Consider the following 20,044-nt stretch of genomic DNA (forward strand, 5'->3'; position numbering starts at 1 on the left):
CACACACTTAAAGGGCTATTTATCAAGTGATTGCAAATATTCTAAAGGTGTTTTTTTGTAAGCTTCTTTAAAACATTTTATGAAGTATGAAGGTGTATTGAAGCCAACTGTATAGGCAACTTCATTAACTGTAGCGTCTGAAGTTTTTAGGATTTGTACCGCCTGTTTTAAGCGTTGAGAACGTATAAACGCCGAAGTTGAAAGTCCGGTATAGGCTAGCAATTTTCTGTGTAATTGCATTCTACTCATACCAATTTTTTTACTAAACGTGGCGGCATTAAAATCTGGGTTTGAAAAGTCTAAATCTATGACTTCTTGAAGTTTATTTAAAAATGCTTCATCAGTTGAAGTTAAGGAGATATCTGTAGGTTTTAAGATATATTCTTGACCATATCTATTACGTAATGCCTTTCTTAAATTAACAAGGTTCTCTAGTCGTTTTTCTAGTATTCGAAGTTTAAAAGGTTTTGTAATAAAATCGTCTGCACCAGATTCTAAGCCCTTCAATTCATTTTCCTCACCAGTATCTGCCGTTAAAAGTATTATAGGAATATGACTAGTGCGCTCATCGGTTTTTAGGGTATTGCAAAGTTCTATGCCATTTTTTATAGGCATACGAATATCTGATAATATAATATCTGGCACATGTTCTATTGCTTTTTCCTCCCCTTCTTGTCCATTAACCCCTTCTAGTATTTGGTATTTATGTTTTAAAGATCTTGAAATAAAACTACGCACCTCATTATTATCTTCCACAACCAATAAAATTGGCTTTTCATCTGTAGTATTTAGGTCTGTTTCAGCTTTAAGGTCAATGCTACTTGCTAGCTCTTTAACTATTTTAGATTTTCCTTTTTTTAGTAATTCTACTTCCTTAGGGCCGAATACATTCTTATCTAAAGGCAATTCAACCTTAAATGTAATGGTATCTTTGATCAATTCTATATTAATAGTGCCTTTATAAAGTTTCACAAGCTCTTTAACTAACGACAAACCAACACCCACACCTTCTGTATACTCATTTTGCTGATAAAACCGATCAAACAACTTTTCTGTTTCAACGGGTAAATCACCACTTAGAATGTTGGACACTTCTACAGCTAACTTTAGATTTTCTTCTTTTGCTTTTATACTACACCTTCCGTTTTCAGGTGTATACTTAACGGCATTTGATAATAAGTTGCTTACTATCTTTTCTACGGCGTCTTCGTCATACCAAACATTGCCAATCTTATTTATATGGGTTTTCAATTCTATTCTTTTTGACTGTGCTTGATATTGAAAAGGTTCTACGATAGTTTTTAAAAACAACCCTAAATCTCCTCTTGATAATTTTAATTGCTGTTTTCCTTTTTCAAGCTTTGCGAGTTGTAATAACTGGTCAACCAGTGCAATCAATCTATTTGTATTTCGCTTTATTCCAGAAAAATTAGCATGGTCGAAATCTGACAGCTTTCCTTGTGTAAGTTTTGCATCTATAGGTGCAGAAATTAATGTTAGCGGTGTTCTAAACTCATGTGCTACATCGGTATATAACTTCGATTTATAATCATTTAATTGTTTTAATCGATGTGATTCTTGTTCTTGTAATTGAAGATTCATTCTCATCTGCCAACGCCATTTAAAATATTTATAAATACCATAAAGAGCCAGCATTATTAATACTATATATGCAAGTTTTGAATACATATTAAAATACCACGGCGCATTTATTCTAAAAGAAAATGTTGCCGGTATTTCATTCCAAACACCGTCATAGTTACTAGATTTTACCTGAAATTCATATCCGCCAGGCGGCAATCTTGTGTACCGTACTGAGTTTGAGGTTGCTTCCACCCAGTCATCATCATAGTTTAGTAATCTATATTTAAATTGATTCTTTTCTGGGAGCGCGAATTGGAAGCTCGAAAATGTAAAGCTTAATGTGTTTTCATTATGACTAAAGGCTGATTTATTAGTAAGGGGCTTGGTCTCGTTTAAAACTTCAAGACCTGTAATTCTTGATTTAGGTAATACTGCATTTTCTTTTATCGAATTCGGATTAAACCAGTAAAATCCTTCTAATCCGCCAAAGTATAAATCGCCATTTGTATGTTTATAATAAGCTCCTGTGTTAAATTCTGTAGCCAAGCCGGCATAATTGTCGTAATTCTTAATCATCGGCTCATCCATATTCTCACTAATTGTGAATCGGGTAATTCCCTTATTAGAGCTTAACCATAAATTGTTATTAGCATCGGGTAAAATACCATAGATCACATTATTGGCCAAACCATGCTCTTCGGTAAAATAATAGAATCGATTATTTTTTATGTCAAAAGCATTTAAGCCATTTCCATTCGTGCCGATCCATAAAATATTATTAGAATCATAATACAATGACTTAATGCCATTTCCAGAAAGTGAATTTGTTCCTTGTTCGTATGAGATAAAAGTCTCCTTTTCGGGATTAAACCTCACAAGACCCTGATTATCTGTACCAACCCACAGATTGCCAAACACATCTTCTGTAATTGCTCTTATATTATTACTTGATAGTTGGCTCCCTTCTTTTTTATAGCTAGTTAAAACTCCTTTATCCTTATCGTAAAGAATTAAGCCGTCGTTTTGAGATCCTAGCCATATTCTATCCTTGGAATCTTTAAAGATCGTCCATATGGTCTTTGCATTTAACTTTTGCGCCTTCTTAAATCCGTTTGCTTCGTGATAAAAAACAAGTCCATTTCCCTGAGTACCAACCCAAACCTCTTCTTCATCTAAAAATAAACTCATGATGCGATTGGACGGGAGATTAGAGTTAATAGTAGTAAACGTTCTCCAGCTATTGGTCACAGGGTTATATTCTGTTAAGCCTTTACCAGAAGTACCTAGCCATACCGTATTATTCCTATCAATGGTAATCGCTCTAACCACATCAATACTTATATTTTCCGGTGTTTGAAGATTTGTAAATGAATTAAACTTTTCTAAAGATTCATCATAAAAACTTAGCCCAGCGCCATCTGTGCCAAACCAAAGCGTTCCTGTATAGTCTTCATAAATACACAGAATATCATTGTAATGAATTGCCTTAGGATTGTATTTTTCAGGTGAAAAATGAGTTACTCTTTTTGTGGTAAAATCTAACAAATAAAGTCCGCTTCCATAGGTCGCAATCCACAAGCGACCTTTTTGATCTCTATATAAATTGAGTATATTTAGATTATCGGGCAAAGGATCGGTAAATTCTGCATCTGAAAATCGACTTAAAGTATTACTTGCTATATCTTTAGAATAAAGTCCATCACCAAAAGTACCAACCCATTGTTTTCTTTCATTCTCTTTAATTGACATGCTGAAATTTTGCAAAACTTTAGTTCCAAAAATAGTTTCTGGCACTATAAAGTTAAATTCCTTAGTTTCAATATTTAACTCAATAAGTCTTTCATTGGTAGTTATTAAGAGTGATTTTTTTCCTGTTTCCGAAATATTATAAATAGTGGTGGGTAATTGGTCTGCAGTTATTAAGGTTTCAATTGCATTTAAATTCTTATCATAATAATGTAAACCATTGGTATAAGTGCCAACCCAGTATGTACCACTGGTATCTTGAAAAATACTAGATACATCATATGCTTCAGAAATTAGCTCAAATACATCTTGTAAAGAATTATACCTATAAAGCCTTCTGTCTAGAGGAATAATGAAAACATCGCCTTGTCTGTCTACATAAATCTTACCTAAATGACTATAAGTAGGCCTTGTTATATCAACAAAATCAAATTTATAGTTGGTAAACTTTTTACCATCGTATTTGTTAAGTCCATTTTGCGTGGCAACCCATAAATAACCTATGCTATCTTGAGCAATCGAAACCACACTATTCTGAGACAAGCCATCTTTAACAGATAACTGCCTAAAAGAAATCTGAGATTGCGAACTGATTAACTGACAGCAAAAAAAGCCTAAGATAAAGAATGCAACTCGGTAAGTCTTAAATATGATGTATGTGGGTATCATTATAGCAACTTATTAAATAAGCTACTATAAATTTACAAATTACCTTAGACTTTATTTTTTTAATTTGTCTGCAATTTTTTCCAACTCGGCATACCAGTCTTCGCCAAACTTTCTAATTAGAGCCTCTTTTACAAATTTATAGATGGGCACTTGCAGTTCTTTTCCTAATGTACAGGCATCATCACATATTTGCCATTGGTGATAATTCACTGCTGAAAATTCTGAATAGTCTTGTACTCGTACAGGATATAAATGACATGAAATTGGTTTTTTCCAATCAATCTTTCCCTCATTGTATGCTTCTTCTATTCCACATAAAGCAATCCCTTTATCATTAAATGTAACATAAGCACAGTCTTTACCATTAATTAATGGCGTTTCATGTTCACCGTCATTATTGGTAGTATAGAGTCCTTGATTTCCTATTGCAGCAATTCCTTCAGGACGGAGAAAAGGCTCTACCTCGGGATATACATTCCTAAGTTTTTCAAGTTCTTTTTCTTCTAAAGGTGCACCTGCATCTCCATCAATACAACAGGCGCCTTTACAGGCTGACAGATTGCAAACGAATTCGTTTTCAATAATCTCTTCAGAAACAATAGTCTTTCCTAACTGAAACATACAACAAAAGTAATTTATTCATCCTTCTTTTTATGATTAACTTTACAATAATTTAATGTTATTATGAAAGTTGCTTTCCATATTTTTGCCGAAAATTTAAATCTAACGTCATGAGCTTTAATATAAAGGAAATTTTAACCGCTTTTATGGTATTATTTGCGGTAATTGACATTATCGGTAATATTCCAATCATTATTGATTTAAGAAAAAAAGCAGGACACATTCAATCTGAAAAAGCATCGATCATTGCTGGTGTTATTATGATCGTTTTTTTATTTTTAGGTCAAAGCTTGTTAGGCCTCATAGGTATTGATGTGAATTCTTTTGCAGTAGCAGGAGCATTTATTTTGTTTTTTATTGCTCTTGAAATGATTTTAGGAATTACACTATATAAAGATGAAGATGGGGAAGAGATTAGCGCTTCTGTATTTCCGCTTGCGTTCCCTTTAATTGCAGGACCGGGAAGTTTAACAACTTTACTTTCTTTACGTGCAGAATTTCATATTGAAAATATTATTATAGCTGTGCTGGTAAATGTTCTGGTGATATATTTAGTATTAAAGACCTCATCTAGAATCGAACGTTTTATTGGCCCCAATGGTATTAAGATTGTTCGTAAGGTCTTTGGAGTAATTTTACTTGCCATTGCAGTAAAATTGTTTACCACGAACATTAAAGCTTTATTTTAATGTATGATGCACTAATAATTGGTGGTGGGGCTGCAGGTATGTCTTGCGCGTTAGTATTGGGGTCTGCACATCAAAAGGATTTTGCTAAAGAAAAGAAGATTGGCCTTATTGCGCATCAAAAATCATCGCATCTACAAACGGCATTGTTCAATAACGTTTTAGGTCTTTCACCGGGCACGAACGGAGTGAGTGTCTTGAAAGATGGACTCGAGCAACTAACCAAATTATACCCTCAAATTCAGCAAATTCATAAAGAAAAAGTGCTGGAAATAGAAGGCAAACCTGATGATTTTAAGGTAACGACCAATAAAAAATCTTATAGCGCAAAAATCATTGTTATTGCTTTAGGGTACACTAAAAATTTCTTCATAAAAGGAATGGAAGCATATATTGAACCTCATGCAAAAGCAAAACCTGAAAAAGAACGTATTCAGTTAAAAAACAATGATCACTTGGTAACAGAAGGTATTTATGTAGCTGGCACTTTAGCTGGATGGCGTAGTCAATTTTCAATAGCCTCAGGCAGTGGAGCCTCTGTCGCAACAGACATTCTTACTTTATGGAATAATGGTGAACATGTAAAAGTTCACGATAAAATGAAATAGATGAGATTTTGCACCAATTTTAGTGCTTTACATAATCTACTTGGTGTTCTAATTCTTTAACTCGTTCTATTACTTTATCATTCTTGTTTAAAACCATATTAAACACATTATCGTCAAATAAGAATTGTGCAAATAATGATTTTAAATAATGTTTTATATATGATTTATCAGCGGTTATTCCATTGTATTCTTCCTTTATAACCGCTAAGTATTTATTGAAGATTTTCTCATCTTTATCAAATTCTTTAATAAAATCTTCAATAGTTAGCTCTTCTAGTTCTTTACGGTTATTATCAACATAATTAAATACAAAATCGTTCATTGCTCTAAAATGAAAAGCGCCGAAGTAAGCCGTTGTATCTATAGGAACAAACACGTCAGGTATAATACCTCCTCCGCCATATACGGTTTTACCTTTAGGTGTTGTGAATTTTAAGGAATCGGCAACCTTAATACTATCAACACTCTGTAATTCTCCATTTAAATACCTTTCTCTGAAATCATCATTATAGTAGTTCTCATTACCCTCATAGGGCTTTTGAATTGAACGTCCGGTTGGCGTATAATACCTTGAAACTGTTAATCGTACTGCCGAGCCATCGCCTAAATCCATTTCTTGTTGTACCAATCCTTTTCCAAAAGAGCGTCTTCCTACAATGGTACCTTTATCATTATCTTGCAGTGCTCCAGCTACAATTTCGCTGGCCGATGCAGAATTCTCATCTATAAGCACATAGATCTTTCCTTGTTCAAAGTCACCTTTCTTGGTTGCAAATGACTTATCGACTCTTCCCCCTTTATTTTTAGTAAATACAATGAGTTTATTATCTTCTAAAAACTCATCGACTATTTGAGTGGCTACTCCTAAAAATCCTCCCTGATTTCCTCTTAAATCTAAAATCAGATTTTTCATGTTTTGAACTATCAACTCGTCTAAACCTTGTTTGAATTCTTTATAAGTTGTAGCTGCAAAGCGATTGATTTTGATATAACCCAGACTGTCATTTACCATATACGCAGCATCTACACTTTTAATAGGAACACTACCACGTTTAATATTAAAATCTAAATGTTTGTTTTCACTTTTTCTAAACACTTTAACATTCACTCTGGTATTAGGTTTTCCCTTCAAAGTTTTAATAACATATTCATTGCGAAGCTGTTTTCCGTAAAGTGTGTCATTTTCAGCAATCAAAATACGGTCTCCAGCTTTTAACCCGGCTTTATCACTTGGTCCATCTGGGATAACACTTATTACCGTTATAGAATCTTGATGCATTCTAAATTGCACTCCAATACCTACAAATTTACCATTCATTCGTTCGGTAATATCGTCATGATCGGATGCGGGAATATATACAGAATGTGGATCTAGTTTTCCTAAAATCTGCCGTATCGTACCATCTAATAAACTATCAGTATCAATCTTATCTACATAATCATATTGAATATAGTCTATTAATTTTTTAATTTTCGCTTCTTGGGGATTCCTATTAAAGAGCATTACAGTGTTCTTCTTAGGATAATTTAACGTACTTCCAATAAATATTCCTAATGCAACTGCTAATGCTAAAAAAAGGGGAATATAAACTTTATTCTTAGAATTCATTTTGAGGTATATGTACTAACTCAACGCCAGCTTTTTGTAAAAATTTTAATCCAGAGTCATCTTTATATGCGTCTGCATACACCAAACGGTTTATCCCAGACTGATGAATTAATTTACTACACTCTTTACATGGTGACATTGTAATATATAATGTGGCTCCTTTACAGCTTTGTGTTGATGAAGCCACTTTTAAAATAGCGTTTGCTTCAGCATGCAATACGTACCACTTTGTGTAATTAGCTTCATCTTCGCATATGTTCTCGAAACCAGTAGGAGTGCCGTTATAACCATCTGAAATGATCATCTTATTTTTTACTATTAAAGCCCCTACTTGTTTACGTTTGCAATACGATAGTTTTGCCCATTCTTTCGCCATTTTGAGATAAGCTACATCGTATTTGCGTTGTTTCTCTTCGGTCATTAGGTATGTAAGCTGTTAGTATTATAGAACTGTGAAACTAACAGTTTATTTTAATTATAACAAAGAACAGGTAAAAATTGTTTGAGGCCTGTTAAATTTTTACCAAAATTTGCGCTCAAAAAGTAAGGGTAAAATTATGCCTATTACTATGGATGAAAGAATCAAAACCCAATCTCTGCGCTTTATTTTTAAGAAATCTTGAGCGATAATTCCTGCCAAAATAATAACGGTTACAACCACTATTTGAGCAAGTTCAACACCCAAAGCAAAATATAACATGGGCAAGAGTTTATTTGCAGAATCTTCAATTGTTATTTTAAGTATTGTAGATAATCCTAAGCCATGAATTAAACCAAAGAAAAGTGCGAAAAGTTGATTAATATTCGACTGGTGAAAATTCTTTTTACCCACGGTAATTAAGTTTACAAAAGCCGTAATAAATATGGTAGCAAGAATTAAAAACTCAATAATTTCTCCTTTGATTTTAACTATTTCATATACAGACAATGCTAAAGTTATGGTATGCCCTATGGTAAAAAAAGTAATCAGCCAAAGTGCTTTTTTCCAATCTTTAAAGCTGTAAACAACAGCCAGAACAATAAAGAATAATATATGATCATAAGCATTCCAGTCTAAAACATGACGAAAGGCTAATTCTAGAAAAAGTTTAAAGTCATCCATTTTAAATAAAAATAGAAGGTCAAATTACAAATTACACAAGGTCTTCTACACAAGGTTTTGTTAAAGTTTAGTTTTTGAAAGTTTATTAAATAAGTCCCACAGAACCACACCGCAACTTACCGAAATATTTAGTGAATGCTTCGTGCCAAATTGAGGTATTTCAATGCAATAATTAGAAGCTGAAACCACTTCTTGTTGTACACCTTTTACTTCATTACCAAAAACCACCGCCATTTTTCTATTTCTAGCAGGATGAAATTCATTTAACATTACAGCAGCATCAGCCTGCTCTATAGAAGCAATCTCAACATTTTCCCTTTGAAGTTTTGTTATTAACTGCAAGGTGTCTTCCACATATTCCCAGTCTACAGATTCTGTTGATCCTAAAGCGGTTTTATGTATGTCTTTGTGTGGTGGTTTCGCTGTAATACCGCAGAGATAAATTTTTTCAATTAAAAAAGCATCGCTAGTTCTAAATACTGATCCAATATTATTAAGACTACGTATATTATCTAAAATAACAATTAACGGTGTCTTTTTTGCTTCTTTAAAAGCGTTATTGCTCAATCTATCTAATTCGCTATTTTTTAATTTCCTCATCGCTTTTAGTAAATCTTAATAAAAAACCGCCCGCCACCCATTACCAACAGCGCACTTTTTTTATCTTCGCAAAACTAACGTAAAAACTGCTAAAATTGGCTCAAACCAAAGCGAAAAAAGTCACTCCTTTAATGAAGCAATATAATAGCATTAAGGCTAAGTATCCTGATGCAATGTTATTGTTTAGGGTAGGTGACTTTTACGAAACCTTTGGTGAAGATGCCATTAAAGCAGCTCATGTTTTAGGTATTGTGTTAACAAAACGTGGATCGGGAAGCGAAAGTGAAACAGCTTTAGCCGGATTTCCGCACCATTCACTAAATACCTACTTGCCAAAACTGGTGAAAGCCGGGCTTCGTGTTGCCATTTGTGATCAATTAGAAGATCCGAAGTTGACCAAAAAAATTGTAAAAAGGGGGGTTACGGAGTTGGTTACTCCTGGTGTGGCATTAAATGATGAGGTCTTACAATCAAAAACCAATAACTTTCTAGCCGCAATACACTTTACAAAAAAGCGAATCGGTATTTCATTTTTGGATGTTTCTACTGGAGAATTTTTAGTTGCTCAGGGAAATGAAGAGTACATTGATAAATTGCTACAGAATTTTAGTCCGAGTGAAGTATTGGTTCAAAAACAACACAAATTAAAGTTCAATGAGTTTTTTGGTGAGCGTTTTAATACTTTCTATTTAGATGATTGGGTCTTTCAGGAAGATTATGCTAACGAAAGCCTAACCAATCACTTTAAAATGAAGTCTTTAAAGGGCTTTGGTATCAATGACCTTCCATACGGAATCATTGCCGGTGGCGCCATTCTATATTACCTTTCTGAAACACAACATAATAAGCTTGAGCATATTTCTTCGATTCATAGAATTGAAGAAGATCACTATGTTTGGATGGATCGATTTACCATTCGTAATCTTGAGCTCTATTATTCAACTATCCCTGAAGTTGTCACCCTATTAGAGGTTATTGACAGAACTATTTCTCCAATGGGAGGGCGATTATTAAAAAGATGGCTCGCCTTACCATTAAAAAACTTAAAACAAATTAAAAAACGTCATGAAATTGTAAAATACCTAATCAATAATGACAGTTTTTATCAAACAGCTACCTACCAAATTAAGCAAATTAGTGATATTGAACGTTTGATTTCAAAAGTTGCTACTGCAAAAATTAATCCTCGAGAAGTTGTTTTATTAAAAGATTCACTAAAAGCAATTCTTCCGGTTAAGGAAGCTTCAGAAAAGAGCAATAACAAATCACTTCAAAGCTTAGGGAAAAACCTATTTACTTGTCAAGAGTTAATTAATAAGATCTCTGAAACCATTTATGATCATGCTCCTGTAAATATTAATAAAGGAAATGCCATTGCCGAAGGTGTTTCTAATGAGCTCGATGAATTAAGAGGCATTGCTAATTCTGGAAAAGAATATTTAGATGCCATGTTAGCTCGTGAAACAGAACGAACCGGTATACCAAGTTTAAAAATTGCTTTTAATAATGTATTCGGCTATTACATTGAAGTACGTAACACGCATAAAGATAAGGTTCCTGAAGAGTGGATTCGAAAACAAACCTTAGTGAATGCTGAGCGCTATATCACTGAAGAACTAAAAGAGTACGAAACCAAAATTCTAGGTGCCGAAGAAAAAATAGCACAATTAGAACAGCAGTTATTTGCCGAATTATTGCACTTTATGCTAGCTTATATACAACAAGTGCAACAAAATGCGCAACAAATTGCCTATCTAGATTGTTTATGTTCGTTCGCACAGATTGCCAATGATAACAATTATGTGTGTCCTGTAATGGATGATAGTACTGATCTAGAAATTAAAAATGGACGTCATCCGGTTATTGAAAAACAACTGCCTATTAGCGAAGAATATATTGCCAACGATGTGGTTTTGAACAGAAATCAACAACAGATCATTATGATCACCGGACCTAATATGAGTGGTAAATCAGCCATCCTTCGTCAAACAGCACTTATTGTTTTACTTGCGCAAATGGGCTGTTATGTACCCGCGCAACAAGCGCGTATTGGTGTAGTAGATAAAATCTTTACGCGTGTAGGTGCTAGTGATAATATTTCGATGGGGGAGTCTACTTTTATGGTAGAAATGAACGAGACCGCCAATATTTTGAACAATATTTCTGAGCGCAGCCTTGTATTACTTGATGAAATTGGTCGTGGTACTTCAACTTATGATGGTATATCAATTGCTTGGGCAATTGCTGAGTATTTACATGAACATCCTTCAAAAGCCAAAACACTATTCGCCACGCATTATCATGAATTGAATGATATGGCCGAAACTTTTGAACGCATTAAGAACTTTAATGTTTCGGTAAAAGAACTAAAAGATAATGTAATTTTTTTAAGAAAATTAGTACCTGGTGGTAGCGAGCATAGTTTTGGTATTCACGTTGCTAAACTAGCAGGAATGCCAACCTCTGTTCTACATCGTGCGGAAAAAATGCTCAAAAAATTAGAGCAAAGTCATAGCTCTGAAGAAATCAAGGAAAAACTAAAACAAGAAGCCGAAAACGATCTACAACTAAGTTTTTTTAAACTAGACGATCCTTTATTAGAAGATATTAAAGAAGAGATTCTTTCAACCAATATTGATGCCTTAACGCCTATTGAAGCTTTAATGAAATTGAATGAGATTAAAAGGATGTTAACGGGAAAGTAAAATTTTAACTTAACTACTAAGTCAATTGTACTATCTTTGCCTCAAGTATTAAAACTATGCATTTTCTATTTATAAGTGGTGCCGAAATATTTGTGATCTTAGTAATCGTATTGATGCTATTTGGGGCGGATAAAATACCTACACTTGCACGCGGTTTGGGTAAAGGCATGCGCCAATTAAAAGATGCTACCAATGAGATTAAACGCGAAATCTCAGATTCTGCAGAAAAACATGGCATAGATACAGATATCGCCAAAGACCTAAATGAAGGCATTAACTCTGTAAAAGAAGGCGTTGATGAAATTACTGGACCTATAAAACGTAATTTATAATTGAGCTTTCTAGATTCCATCATCACCAAAGACAAAGAACTATTTGTATACCTTAATTCATTAGGTACCGAAACCTGGGATAGCTTCTGGATGACAGTTACCAACCAGTTTAGCTGGATTCCTTTATTTGTTTTATTGCTTTTTCTAATTTACAGGGCTTATGGTTGGAAGAAAACATTATTATTAATGCTCATTGCTGCTTTGTTAGTTACCTTTTCTGATCAATTTGTGAATTTTATTAAAGATTATTTTGGAAGGCTTCGCCCAAATAATGATCCGAGCATTAATGAAGTTATTCGCATTTTAAAAAGGCCAAGCAGTTTTAGTTTTGTATCTGGGCATTCTACTACCTCTTTTGCGGTAACTACATTTATGATCTTAACACTAAAGAAATTCTACAAATACCCATACCTCCTTTTAATTTGGCCTCTACTTTTTGCATACAGTCGTATTTATGTAGGTGTTCACTTTCCTGTTGATATTTTTGTAGGAATGTTATTAGGACTGTTAATAGGTTACACATTTTTCAAAATAAGTGTTAGTTTTTTGAAGAAAATTCATTAAATTCGATTCCCGTACAGAAAATCTTTTTTAAAAAGATGTTCAAACTTCCCCTTATCTGTACCTATTTTTTTAATGAATGTTTAACTTAAACTAACAAATCAACAATGAAAAAAACGAATTTGTTTTCAGTTTTTGTGATGCTTCTTTTCGTGTATTCATGCGCAAAAGATGATTCTCAATTTCAGGAAATGCCTCAAACAGAAATCAGCCAAAAAGATGCATTGACCATTGAACAAATCAATGCAAAAATTCAAAAAGCTTTCGAAACTACCGGATCTTTTAATTGGAAAGACGCCGATGACCACATGTTATGGAGTGCCACCGTTCATGGAGGCAATATTCTAAGTGTAGGTTATGGAGCAGAAAGCTTTTCAATCACCAAAAATCAAGCTTTAAATGATATTAAAGCTGAGATTATTCAAACAGTTTCTATAAATGAGCAAAAGAAAAGTGGGGAAGAAACTTTAGTTTATGAAGATGCAATTTTAAATCTTATAGATGTTAGAGTTTACACCTTAGAAGCAGTATCAGAATTAAGAAAAAACCATAACATTCGCTATCTTGAGCCAGAAGGCTACACCTTTCAAACTTCTATAGAAAAATCATCATCTGGATGTAGTCAATCAGGGCAATCAATAAGTTCAGCAGATTATAGCACACTTACTTCGGGCGCTAAAGTACCTTGGAATTATTATGATCATAATGTAGACGACGCCTGGATATATAGTAAAGGTAGAGGTATTGGCGTTGGCGTTATAGACACAGGCTTATCTTCAAATCAACCTAATTTAAGCTATAAATTCGATGATTTTTATTCTGGAAGATATGTACAAAAATATGGCACTTATGTAGATTCTTGGTGGCCTTGGTCAACCAGAACTGACGGTCCTAATGATAAGTGTGGGCATGGCACAAGTGCTTCTGCTACGATAGCAGCACCCAACAATAACTCAGGACAATTTGTAGGCGTAGCCTACGAGTGTAACTTAATATCATATAGAGCAACCAGTGATGTGGTACTTAATGGGTATCATGAACGCAGAGGTGTGGCTAATGCATTAACCGCTCTGGGTAATCGTGGAGATGTTCAAATTATCTCAATGTCGATTGGCTATCCTTGGAGTATTGGAAGTATTGCCGACGCCGTTCGATATGCGCATTCTAGAGGAAAATTGATTTTTGCAGCGGGTGGCACTTCAACGAATTTTACCAATTGGTATGGTATTATTTTTCCGGCAAGTATGAATGAAACTGTAGCAGTAACCGGCGTGGAAGAAGGAGCGGGTTATGAAGAATGTGATACCTGCCATATCGGTGATATGGATTTCACGATCATCATGGAGCGTGGAAACAATAATAATCAACCAGTTTTAGGGTTTAATAATGGACAATCTCAATACTTTGGCGGTTCGTCTGTGGCAACAGCATTTACCGCAGGTGTAGCGGCCTTGGTTTGGTCAGAATATCCATATTGGAATCGAGATCAAGTCTTACATCGACTAAAGGAATCTTCAGATCTATATCCTAATAAAAATAATGATTTTGGATATGGTAATATAGACGCTTTAAAAGCGGTTACCGGAAACGGAATCTAATAGTTTTGGTCATAACGAACGAAGTGAACCATCACCGAAATTCTTCACTTCGTTCAAAATGACGTTATTTCACTCGAGAAATCGTTAAACCATCGCGAATTGGCAATAATACCGTTTCTAAACGATCATCGTCTTTAAGTAATTTATTATACATCACTAACGCTTTTGTATCTTCATCTTTCGGAGCTAAAGTTTCGGTTACTTTCCCACTCCATAAAACATTATCTGATAAAATAATTCCTCCCGAATTCATTTTATCAATAATTGCATGAAAGTAATTTGGGTAATTACTCTTGTCTGCATCAATAAAAACCATATCAAATTTGGTGTCTAGATTTTCAATAATTTCTAAAGCATCTCCTAAATGCTGTTTTATCTGATGACCATACTCAGAAAGGTCAAAATATTTTCGTTGAAAATCAAAGAGCTCTTCGTTCTTATCAATAGTGTGCAATACACCTTCTTTTTGCAATCCTTCTGCCATACAAAGAGCTGAGTATCCTGTGTAAGTTCCTATTTCTAAAATAGTTTTTGGATTTACCAGTTTTGCCAATAATGCTAATACGCGTCCTTGATAGTGCCCACTCAACATACGTGGAACTAAGACTTTTTGCCAAGTTTCACGGGCTAGTTTCCTTAGTAATTCTGGTTCGTCTTCTGTATGCTCAACAGCATAATTGTCTATATTCTCGGGTATAAAGTGCATTTGCAATTAAATTTAGGATAAAAATACGCTTTTGGAGTATATAAATAGTATTCGTTATTAGTGCAACAAAAAATCATAAAAAAAGCGACACAAGTGTCGCCAGGTTTAAACTTCAACTACCTTTTTATTTATCTACTTCAGCTAACTTCTTTTTTAATGCTGTTTTATCGGCATCTGTTAACGTATGCTCGCAATCAGGCTTCTTAAGATGCTGATTACACACTTCTGTTAGCTTTCCGTTTTGCTTTGAATATAAGCCACAAATTTTACAAGTCAATATATGAATATTGAGCTTTATTTTTTCCCAAAGTGTAGCTTCATTGTACTGATTTTTAGTACAAATTGTTGTTGCTTCATCACAACTAATAAAAAATCCTTTACTCATTACTAATTCTATTTAGCAAACCAATTACTTTCTAAACAATTACGCAATTGATGTCTGGCTCTATGGATGATTACCCACAGGTTAGACGGCGTGATGTCTAGCTCATTACATATTTCTTCGGTTTCGTATTGTTGTACATTTTTTAACAAAAAGACAATTCTGTATTTATCGGGTAAATTATCGATACATTTTTCGATTGCATTTTTTAGTTCTACATTTTCAATATCACGTTCAGCTTCATTATCCCAAGTTTTCGGCACCCTTTCTTCAATCCAACTTCCTTTCTTATCACCATCTTCATAGAAATTCATTCGCACCTCAGCCTTACCTTTTGCAGAGTTTATCTTACGATAATGATCAATAATTTTGCGTTTTAGAATTGATATGAGCCAAGTACGTTCGGCGGCCTGACCTCTAAAATTCTTCATTGCTTTTAATCCAGAAAAGAATGTTTCTTGAACAATATCTTTTGCTAACTCATCATTATCAACACGGGTGATAGCATAATTATATAGATAATCTGAATGTAGATCAACCCATTTATCTGGGTTTAAAGTATGTTCTTTGACTTCTGCCATTATAGTTGATTCTCGACAATTAGACGATAAATATACAATCTTTTACATCAAACATAAATTATTTACCAATGTGAAAAAGTGCATCGCCTCTATTAATGATTGGAAAATTATTTATGGCAAAAATATAGCCATCAAATGGTGCTTTTACACTGGCAACCGTTTCACCATAGGTATCTGTAATATACCCCAAGGTTTGCCCTTTTTCAACGGCCTCACCATTTTTAACTCTTATATTGAATAAGCCTGCAATTTTTGCACGAATCCATTTACGATTATTAAGTTCAACAGATTTAATTAATGACCTTTTTTCTTCTCTTAAAGGAATAATTTCAAAATGCTCTAATACATTTAAAACACCATCAATGCCATGTTTTACCGCCGTCTTACTAATTCTTAATGACTCACCTCCTTCATATACAATTATTGGAATGTCATATTTACTAGCTTCTTTTCTAAATGATTTTGGAATCAGCTTAGATGTAAAATTATAAGGTGCATTAAACAATTCGGCTAATTTCTTACTACGATCGCAGTTAGGCGTATAGCGAATTTGAGGGTAGTTGCTTCGTTGTGCGCCACCAGTATGAATATCAATACCAAAATCAATGTTGTTCACTATCTCACGCATGTGAAAATACGCAATCCTACTTGCTAAAGAACCCGTTCTGCTTCCCGGAAAACTGCGATTCAAATCTTTACCATGTAAATCGCGAGATAAATTTAAAAATCCAAATACATTAAGCAATGGTACTACAATCACACACCCTTTTTGAACTTTAAAATAATCGCGCGAAAGCATGCGTCTAACTAATTCTATTCCATTTACTTCATCTCCATGAAGGCCTGCTTGTATTAATACTGTAGGGCCGGGTTCTCTGCCATTAAAAACATAGATTGGTACCTCAATCTTCGTGCCCGTAGGCAACCGATCTATTTCAATTTTTATGAGTTTATTTTCTCCTAACTCAACAGTATGTCCTCGTATTTCTACAGGTTCATTTCTAAAATTTTCGTCGAACATTTTTTTCTAAAAATTTTATAACATCTTCGGCGATATTAACCTTTGTGTATGCTTCTACTCCTTGAAAACCGGGGGAAGCATTGACTTCAATCAGTAAAGGTCCTCGCCTAGATCGAATCATGTCTACTCCTGCCACCGGCAACCCTAAATATTTAGTAGCTCGTAATGCTATACGTATTTCTTTCTCTGTAATATCGGCAATTTCTCCCGTACCACCTCTATGAATATTAGACCGAAACTCTCCAACTTCTCCCTTTCGTTTCATCGCAGCAACCACCTTATTGCCTACCACAATGGCTCTAATATCTTCACCATTCGATTCTTCAATATACTCCTGTAGCATAAAACTGGTATTCATATTATAAAAGGTATCCATGATTGATTTGGCTGACTTTTTGGTCTCAGCTAAAATCACACCTAAGCCTTGCGTTCCTTCTTGTAATTTTATAATGATTGGGAGGCCACCTAGTAATTCAATTTGCTGACTAATACTTTTGGCATCTGTAGAAAATACCGTTTGAGGTATTGGTATATTCTTTCTATTCATAATTTGGAGCGTTCGCACTTTATTATAAGCTCTTAATATACCTAGTGAACGTGCTGTACTAAAAACACCATTCATTTCAAATTCTTTAACAATAGCCGCTCCATGCCGTGTTACCGATGCTCCAATTCTTGGAACAATTGCATCTACCTTATCAATAATATTCTCTCCCTCAAAAATAATCTGTGGCCTCCCTTTACCGAGATGCACAGAGCACTTTGTATGGTTAACAACACGAACATCATGACCGCGTTCTTCTGCCTCATCTACTAATCGTTTTGTAGAATAGATATTTTCACCAACAGAGAGTACAAATATTTTCATGGTAAATGTTAGCGTAATACAGTATCGATTTCAATTTTGTTTTCTAATGTTCTATGAACCGGGCATCTATTAGCTATTTCTAATAATCGTTTTCGTTCATCATAAGTCAAATTACCTACTAGCTCAATAGTTCTTACAAACTTATCGATTTTTGCCGTTCGATCATCACTACAAGAGTTACAATCTTCGGCATGTTGTTTAAAATGTTCTAAATGAACTAAAACCTCGTCTAAATCCCACTTTTTCCTGTCAGCATACATTCGTAAAGTAATGGCAGTACACGAGCCTAAAGCAGAAAGTAACAACTCATAAGGTGTTAAACCGGTATCTTGGCCTCCATATTTCTTTGGTTCATCTGCAATTATTGAATGTGACCGTGCGGCTATTTCAGTGCGATATTTAGAACGCCCAATTCGCACTACCGTTTGTTTATCTGTTTCTAAATCTTTTTCTTCTTTAAAAGACACATAGCGTTTTGCCCAATTGGCAACAATCTCACCTACATAAAAGGAATCTTCTTTATTCGTTAATAAATGATTTGCTCCATCAAGTGATATAAAACTTTTTGGATGAAATGCAGCGTTATAAATTTCTTTAGCATTTTTTATTTCTACAATCTTATCTTGAGGAGAATGTAAAACTAATAATGGCTTTCTTAATTTTCGAAGTAGTTGTGTCATGTCTTTAGATTCAACATCTTCTAAAAACTGTTTTTTTATGGTAAACTGCCTTCCTGATATCTCAAAAGTAGCCTCTCCTTGCAATTCTATATCTTCTATATGATCTTCGAATAAGTGTTCAACATGCGATGGGTTAGAGGGAGAGCCAATTGTCACTACTGCCTCAATAGAATCAACAGCATCTGCCGCATAAATGGCAGCAGCTCCACCTAGGGAGTGGCCAATAATAATTTTAGGCGATTGATAGTTTTCTTTTAAATAATTAGCTGCCGAAATAAGATCGTCAATATTTGTTGTAAAATTAGAATCTGAAAAGTCTCCCTCACTATTACCTAATCCCATAAAATCAAAGCGCATAACAGCAATGCGGTTTTTCGTAAGCGCCCTAGATATATTTCTTACCGCTGTAAAGTTCTTGTTTCCTGTAAAAAAATGGGCAAATAAGGCAAAACCTCTAGGCTTGTGATCTATCGGAAAATCAATACTTCCCTCAAGCATTAAACCTTGTTTGTTTTTAAATTGAAGCTTTTTACTATACATGAATTAAAGTTTGTTTGTTGATTTGTCTTACATTATAGGAATAACTTACCTAAAGTCAATCATATATAATATCTTTATAATCTTTCTAAATAACAAAAAATAAAGCTCTCAACTTTTAAGAGCAAAAACTAAATGCTACCTTTGCATACTATATAAAACTAATCAAAATGAGCGGATTTTTAAAATCTTCTATCGGAAGAAAATTTGCCATGGCTTTGTCAGCATTTTTTCTGATGATCTTCTTACTGCAACATTTTGCAATCAACGTAACATCCATCTTTAGTGCAAAAACATTTAATGAACTTTCTCATTTTATGGGTACGAATCCACTTGTTCAATATGGTTTGCAACCCGTGTTAATTTTCGGTGTGATTTTTCACTTTGTAATGGGTTTTATTCTAGAAATAAAAAATAAAAATGCTCGAGTGGTTAAATATGCCAAAAACCATGGTGCTGCAAATTCTACTTGGATGAGTAGAAATATGATATGGAGTGGTTTAGTTATTTTGGCTTTTATGGGATTGCATTTTTATGACTTCTGGATTCCTGAAATTACTACCAAATTCATTGATGGAGACTGGTCTGGTTTATATGATGGCCAGCTTAGATACTTTCATGAGCTACAAGAGAAATTTTTAAGTCCGGTTCGTGTAGGAATTTATGTATTAGCATTCATTTTCTTGGCATTACATTTATTACATGGATTTAATTCAGCATTTCAATCGGTTGGAGCAAATAATAAATACACAAAAGGATTGAAAACTTTTGGAAAATTATACGCAATATTAATTCCGTTAGGATTTATAATTATTGCTTTGTTTCACCATTTTAATCACAATCACTAA

General features: G+C 34.1%; 19 protein-coding genes. 7 read left to right on the plus strand and 12 right to left on the minus strand.

Annotated elements, in window-relative coordinates; genetic code table 11:
* Window positions 1-15: 15 nt before the first annotated feature.
* Together AC1EUU_RS11210 and AC1EUU_RS11215 are read right to left on the minus strand one after the other, a co-directional pair.
* Window positions 16-3,999 carry a hybrid sensor histidine kinase/response regulator transcription factor gene (locus AC1EUU_RS11210; RefSeq protein ID WP_480201513.1) on the minus strand — a complete coding sequence of 1,328 codons (3,984 nt, stop codon included), beginning with the start codon at window positions 3,997-3,999 and terminating at the stop codon, window positions 16-18.
* Window positions 4,000-4,050: 51 nt separating this feature from the next.
* Window positions 4,051-4,620 (minus strand): DUF3109 family protein, encoded by a 570-nt coding sequence (locus AC1EUU_RS11215; RefSeq protein ID WP_480201514.1) that lies wholly within the window; start codon window positions 4,618-4,620, stop codon window positions 4,051-4,053.
* A gap of 110 nt (window positions 4,621-4,730) precedes the next feature.
* Here AC1EUU_RS11215 and AC1EUU_RS11220 point away from each other — a divergent pair, with 110 nt between their 5' ends.
* Window positions 4,731-5,309, plus strand: coding sequence for a MarC family protein (locus tag AC1EUU_RS11220; RefSeq protein WP_480201515.1), 579 nt, complete (start codon window positions 4,731-4,733; stop codon window positions 5,307-5,309).
* A complete protein-coding gene (locus AC1EUU_RS11225) occupies window positions 5,309-5,914 on the plus strand; it encodes an FAD-dependent oxidoreductase (protein ID WP_480201516.1) in 606 nt (201 codons plus the stop codon). Before AC1EUU_RS11220 ends, AC1EUU_RS11225 begins: the two co-directional genes overlap by 1 nt.
* 19 nt (window positions 5,915-5,933) lie before the next feature.
* Here AC1EUU_RS11225 and AC1EUU_RS11230 read toward each other — a convergent pair whose 3' ends face one another.
* The 4 genes from AC1EUU_RS11230 to AC1EUU_RS11245 form a co-directional block, all read right to left on the minus strand.
* On the minus strand, window positions 5,934-7,523 hold the full coding sequence (locus AC1EUU_RS11230; protein ID WP_480201517.1) for a S41 family peptidase: 1,590 nt from the start codon (window positions 7,521-7,523) through the stop codon (window positions 5,934-5,936).
* A complete protein-coding gene (locus AC1EUU_RS11235) occupies window positions 7,513-7,944 on the minus strand; it encodes a deoxycytidylate deaminase (RefSeq protein ID WP_480201518.1) in 432 nt (143 codons plus the stop codon). Before AC1EUU_RS11235 ends, AC1EUU_RS11230 begins: the two co-directional genes overlap by 11 nt.
* Window positions 7,945-8,043: 99 nt before the next feature.
* Window positions 8,044-8,625, minus strand: coding sequence for a HupE/UreJ family protein (locus AC1EUU_RS11240; protein WP_480201519.1), 582 nt, complete (start codon window positions 8,623-8,625; stop codon window positions 8,044-8,046).
* Between the two features lie 60 nt (window positions 8,626-8,685).
* Window positions 8,686-9,225: an RNA methyltransferase gene (locus AC1EUU_RS11245; protein WP_480201520.1), complete on the minus strand. Its 540-nt coding sequence runs from the start codon at window positions 9,223-9,225 to the stop codon at window positions 8,686-8,688.
* Window positions 9,226-9,356: 131 nt separating this feature from the next.
* Here AC1EUU_RS11245 and mutS point away from each other — a divergent pair, with 131 nt between their 5' ends.
* The 4 genes from mutS (at window position 9,357) to AC1EUU_RS11265 (ending at window position 14,421) form a co-directional block, all read left to right on the plus strand.
* Window positions 9,357-11,930: a DNA mismatch repair protein MutS gene (gene mutS, locus AC1EUU_RS11250; RefSeq protein WP_480201854.1), complete on the plus strand. Its 2,574-nt coding sequence runs from the start codon at window positions 9,357-9,359 to the stop codon at window positions 11,928-11,930.
* Window positions 11,931-11,986: 56 nt separating this feature from the next.
* Window positions 11,987-12,262 carry a Sec-independent protein translocase subunit TatA/TatB gene (locus AC1EUU_RS11255; protein WP_480201521.1) on the plus strand — a complete coding sequence of 92 codons (276 nt, stop codon included), beginning with the start codon at window positions 11,987-11,989 and terminating at the stop codon, window positions 12,260-12,262.
* Window positions 12,263-12,826, plus strand: coding sequence for a phosphatase PAP2 family protein (locus tag AC1EUU_RS11260; protein WP_480201522.1), 564 nt, complete (start codon window positions 12,263-12,265; stop codon window positions 12,824-12,826).
* Window positions 12,827-12,930: 104 nt separating this feature from the next.
* Window positions 12,931-14,421, plus strand: coding sequence for a S8 family peptidase (locus tag AC1EUU_RS11265; protein ID WP_480201523.1), 1,491 nt, complete (start codon window positions 12,931-12,933; stop codon window positions 14,419-14,421).
* 64 nt (window positions 14,422-14,485) lie between these two features.
* Here the strand turns inward: AC1EUU_RS11265 and AC1EUU_RS11270 are convergent, their stop codons facing one another.
* The 6 genes from AC1EUU_RS11270 to AC1EUU_RS11295 all read right to left on the minus strand — a co-directional run bounded on the left by AC1EUU_RS11270 (window position 14,486) and on the right by AC1EUU_RS11295 (window position 19,199).
* Window positions 14,486-15,127 (minus strand): O-methyltransferase, encoded by a 642-nt coding sequence (locus tag AC1EUU_RS11270; protein ID WP_480201524.1) that lies wholly within the window; start codon window positions 15,125-15,127, stop codon window positions 14,486-14,488.
* A gap of 124 nt (window positions 15,128-15,251) precedes the next feature.
* Window positions 15,252-15,512, minus strand: a complete 261-nt coding sequence (locus AC1EUU_RS11275; protein ID WP_480201525.1) for a hypothetical protein — start codon at window positions 15,510-15,512, stop codon at window positions 15,252-15,254.
* A gap of 8 nt (window positions 15,513-15,520) precedes the next feature.
* Window positions 15,521-16,090, minus strand: coding sequence for a sigma-70 family RNA polymerase sigma factor (locus AC1EUU_RS11280; RefSeq protein ID WP_480201526.1), 570 nt, complete (start codon window positions 16,088-16,090; stop codon window positions 15,521-15,523).
* A gap of 58 nt (window positions 16,091-16,148) precedes the next feature.
* The gene (locus tag AC1EUU_RS11285; RefSeq protein ID WP_480201527.1) at window positions 16,149-17,111 is read right to left on the minus strand and encodes a succinylglutamate desuccinylase/aspartoacylase family protein; all 963 of its coding nucleotides are present in this window, start codon (window positions 17,109-17,111) and stop codon (window positions 16,149-16,151) included.
* A complete protein-coding gene (locus AC1EUU_RS11290; protein ID WP_480201528.1) occupies window positions 17,092-17,979 on the minus strand; it encodes a RimK family alpha-L-glutamate ligase in 888 nt (295 codons plus the stop codon). Before AC1EUU_RS11290 ends, AC1EUU_RS11285 begins: the two co-directional genes overlap by 20 nt.
* Before the next feature lie 8 nt (window positions 17,980-17,987).
* On the minus strand, window positions 17,988-19,199 hold the full coding sequence (locus AC1EUU_RS11295; RefSeq protein WP_480201529.1) for a bifunctional alpha/beta hydrolase/OsmC family protein: 1,212 nt from the start codon (window positions 19,197-19,199) through the stop codon (window positions 17,988-17,990).
* A gap of 167 nt (window positions 19,200-19,366) precedes the next feature.
* Between AC1EUU_RS11295 and AC1EUU_RS11300 the strand changes: the two genes are divergently transcribed.
* Window positions 19,367-20,044, plus strand: coding sequence for a succinate dehydrogenase cytochrome b subunit (locus AC1EUU_RS11300; RefSeq protein WP_480201530.1), 678 nt, complete (start codon window positions 19,367-19,369; stop codon window positions 20,042-20,044).

This window comes from Maritimimonas sp. 2205BS37-2 (assembly GCF_056591755.1).

What these genes read in the sequence shown, in the direction of transcription:
- AC1EUU_RS11240 (WP_480201519.1), bottom strand. Translation starts at nt 8,625, where the DNA reads ATGGATGACTTTAAACTTTTTCTAGAATTAGCCTTTCGTCATGTTTTA.
- AC1EUU_RS11265 (WP_480201523.1), top strand. Translation starts at nt 12,931, where the DNA reads ATGAAAAAAACGAATTTGTTTTCAGTTTTTGTGATGCTTCTTTTCGTG.
- AC1EUU_RS11230 (WP_480201517.1), bottom strand. Translation starts at nt 7,523, where the DNA reads ATGAATTCTAAGAATAAAGTTTATATTCCCCTTTTTTTAGCATTAGCA.
- AC1EUU_RS11245 (WP_480201520.1), bottom strand. Translation starts at nt 9,225, where the DNA reads ATGAGGAAATTAAAAAATAGCGAATTAGATAGATTGAGCAATAACGCT.
- AC1EUU_RS11275 (WP_480201525.1), bottom strand. Translation starts at nt 15,512, where the DNA reads ATGAGTAAAGGATTTTTTATTAGTTGTGATGAAGCAACAACAATTTGT.
- mutS (WP_480201854.1), top strand. Translation starts at nt 9,357, where the DNA reads ATGAAGCAATATAATAGCATTAAGGCTAAGTATCCTGATGCAATGTTA.
- AC1EUU_RS11280 (WP_480201526.1), bottom strand. Translation starts at nt 16,090, where the DNA reads ATGGCAGAAGTCAAAGAACATACTTTAAACCCAGATAAATGGGTTGAT.
- AC1EUU_RS11235 (WP_480201518.1), bottom strand. Translation starts at nt 7,944, where the DNA reads ATGACCGAAGAGAAACAACGCAAATACGATGTAGCTTATCTCAAAATG.
- AC1EUU_RS11225 (WP_480201516.1), top strand. Translation starts at nt 5,309, where the DNA reads ATGTATGATGCACTAATAATTGGTGGTGGGGCTGCAGGTATGTCTTGC.
- AC1EUU_RS11220 (WP_480201515.1), top strand. Translation starts at nt 4,731, where the DNA reads ATGAGCTTTAATATAAAGGAAATTTTAACCGCTTTTATGGTATTATTT.
- AC1EUU_RS11270 (WP_480201524.1), bottom strand. Translation starts at nt 15,127, where the DNA reads ATGCACTTTATACCCGAGAATATAGACAATTATGCTGTTGAGCATACA.
- AC1EUU_RS11295 (WP_480201529.1), bottom strand. Translation starts at nt 19,199, where the DNA reads ATGTATAGTAAAAAGCTTCAATTTAAAAACAAACAAGGTTTAATGCTT.
- AC1EUU_RS11210 (WP_480201513.1), bottom strand. Translation starts at nt 3,999, where the DNA reads ATGATACCCACATACATCATATTTAAGACTTACCGAGTTGCATTCTTT.
- AC1EUU_RS11290 (WP_480201528.1), bottom strand. Translation starts at nt 17,979, where the DNA reads ATGAAAATATTTGTACTCTCTGTTGGTGAAAATATCTATTCTACAAAA.
- AC1EUU_RS11285 (WP_480201527.1), bottom strand. Translation starts at nt 17,111, where the DNA reads ATGTTCGACGAAAATTTTAGAAATGAACCTGTAGAAATACGAGGACAT.
- AC1EUU_RS11300 (WP_480201530.1), top strand. Translation starts at nt 19,367, where the DNA reads ATGAGCGGATTTTTAAAATCTTCTATCGGAAGAAAATTTGCCATGGCT.
- AC1EUU_RS11255 (WP_480201521.1), top strand. Translation starts at nt 11,987, where the DNA reads ATGCATTTTCTATTTATAAGTGGTGCCGAAATATTTGTGATCTTAGTA.
- AC1EUU_RS11215 (WP_480201514.1), bottom strand. Translation starts at nt 4,620, where the DNA reads ATGTTTCAGTTAGGAAAGACTATTGTTTCTGAAGAGATTATTGAAAAC.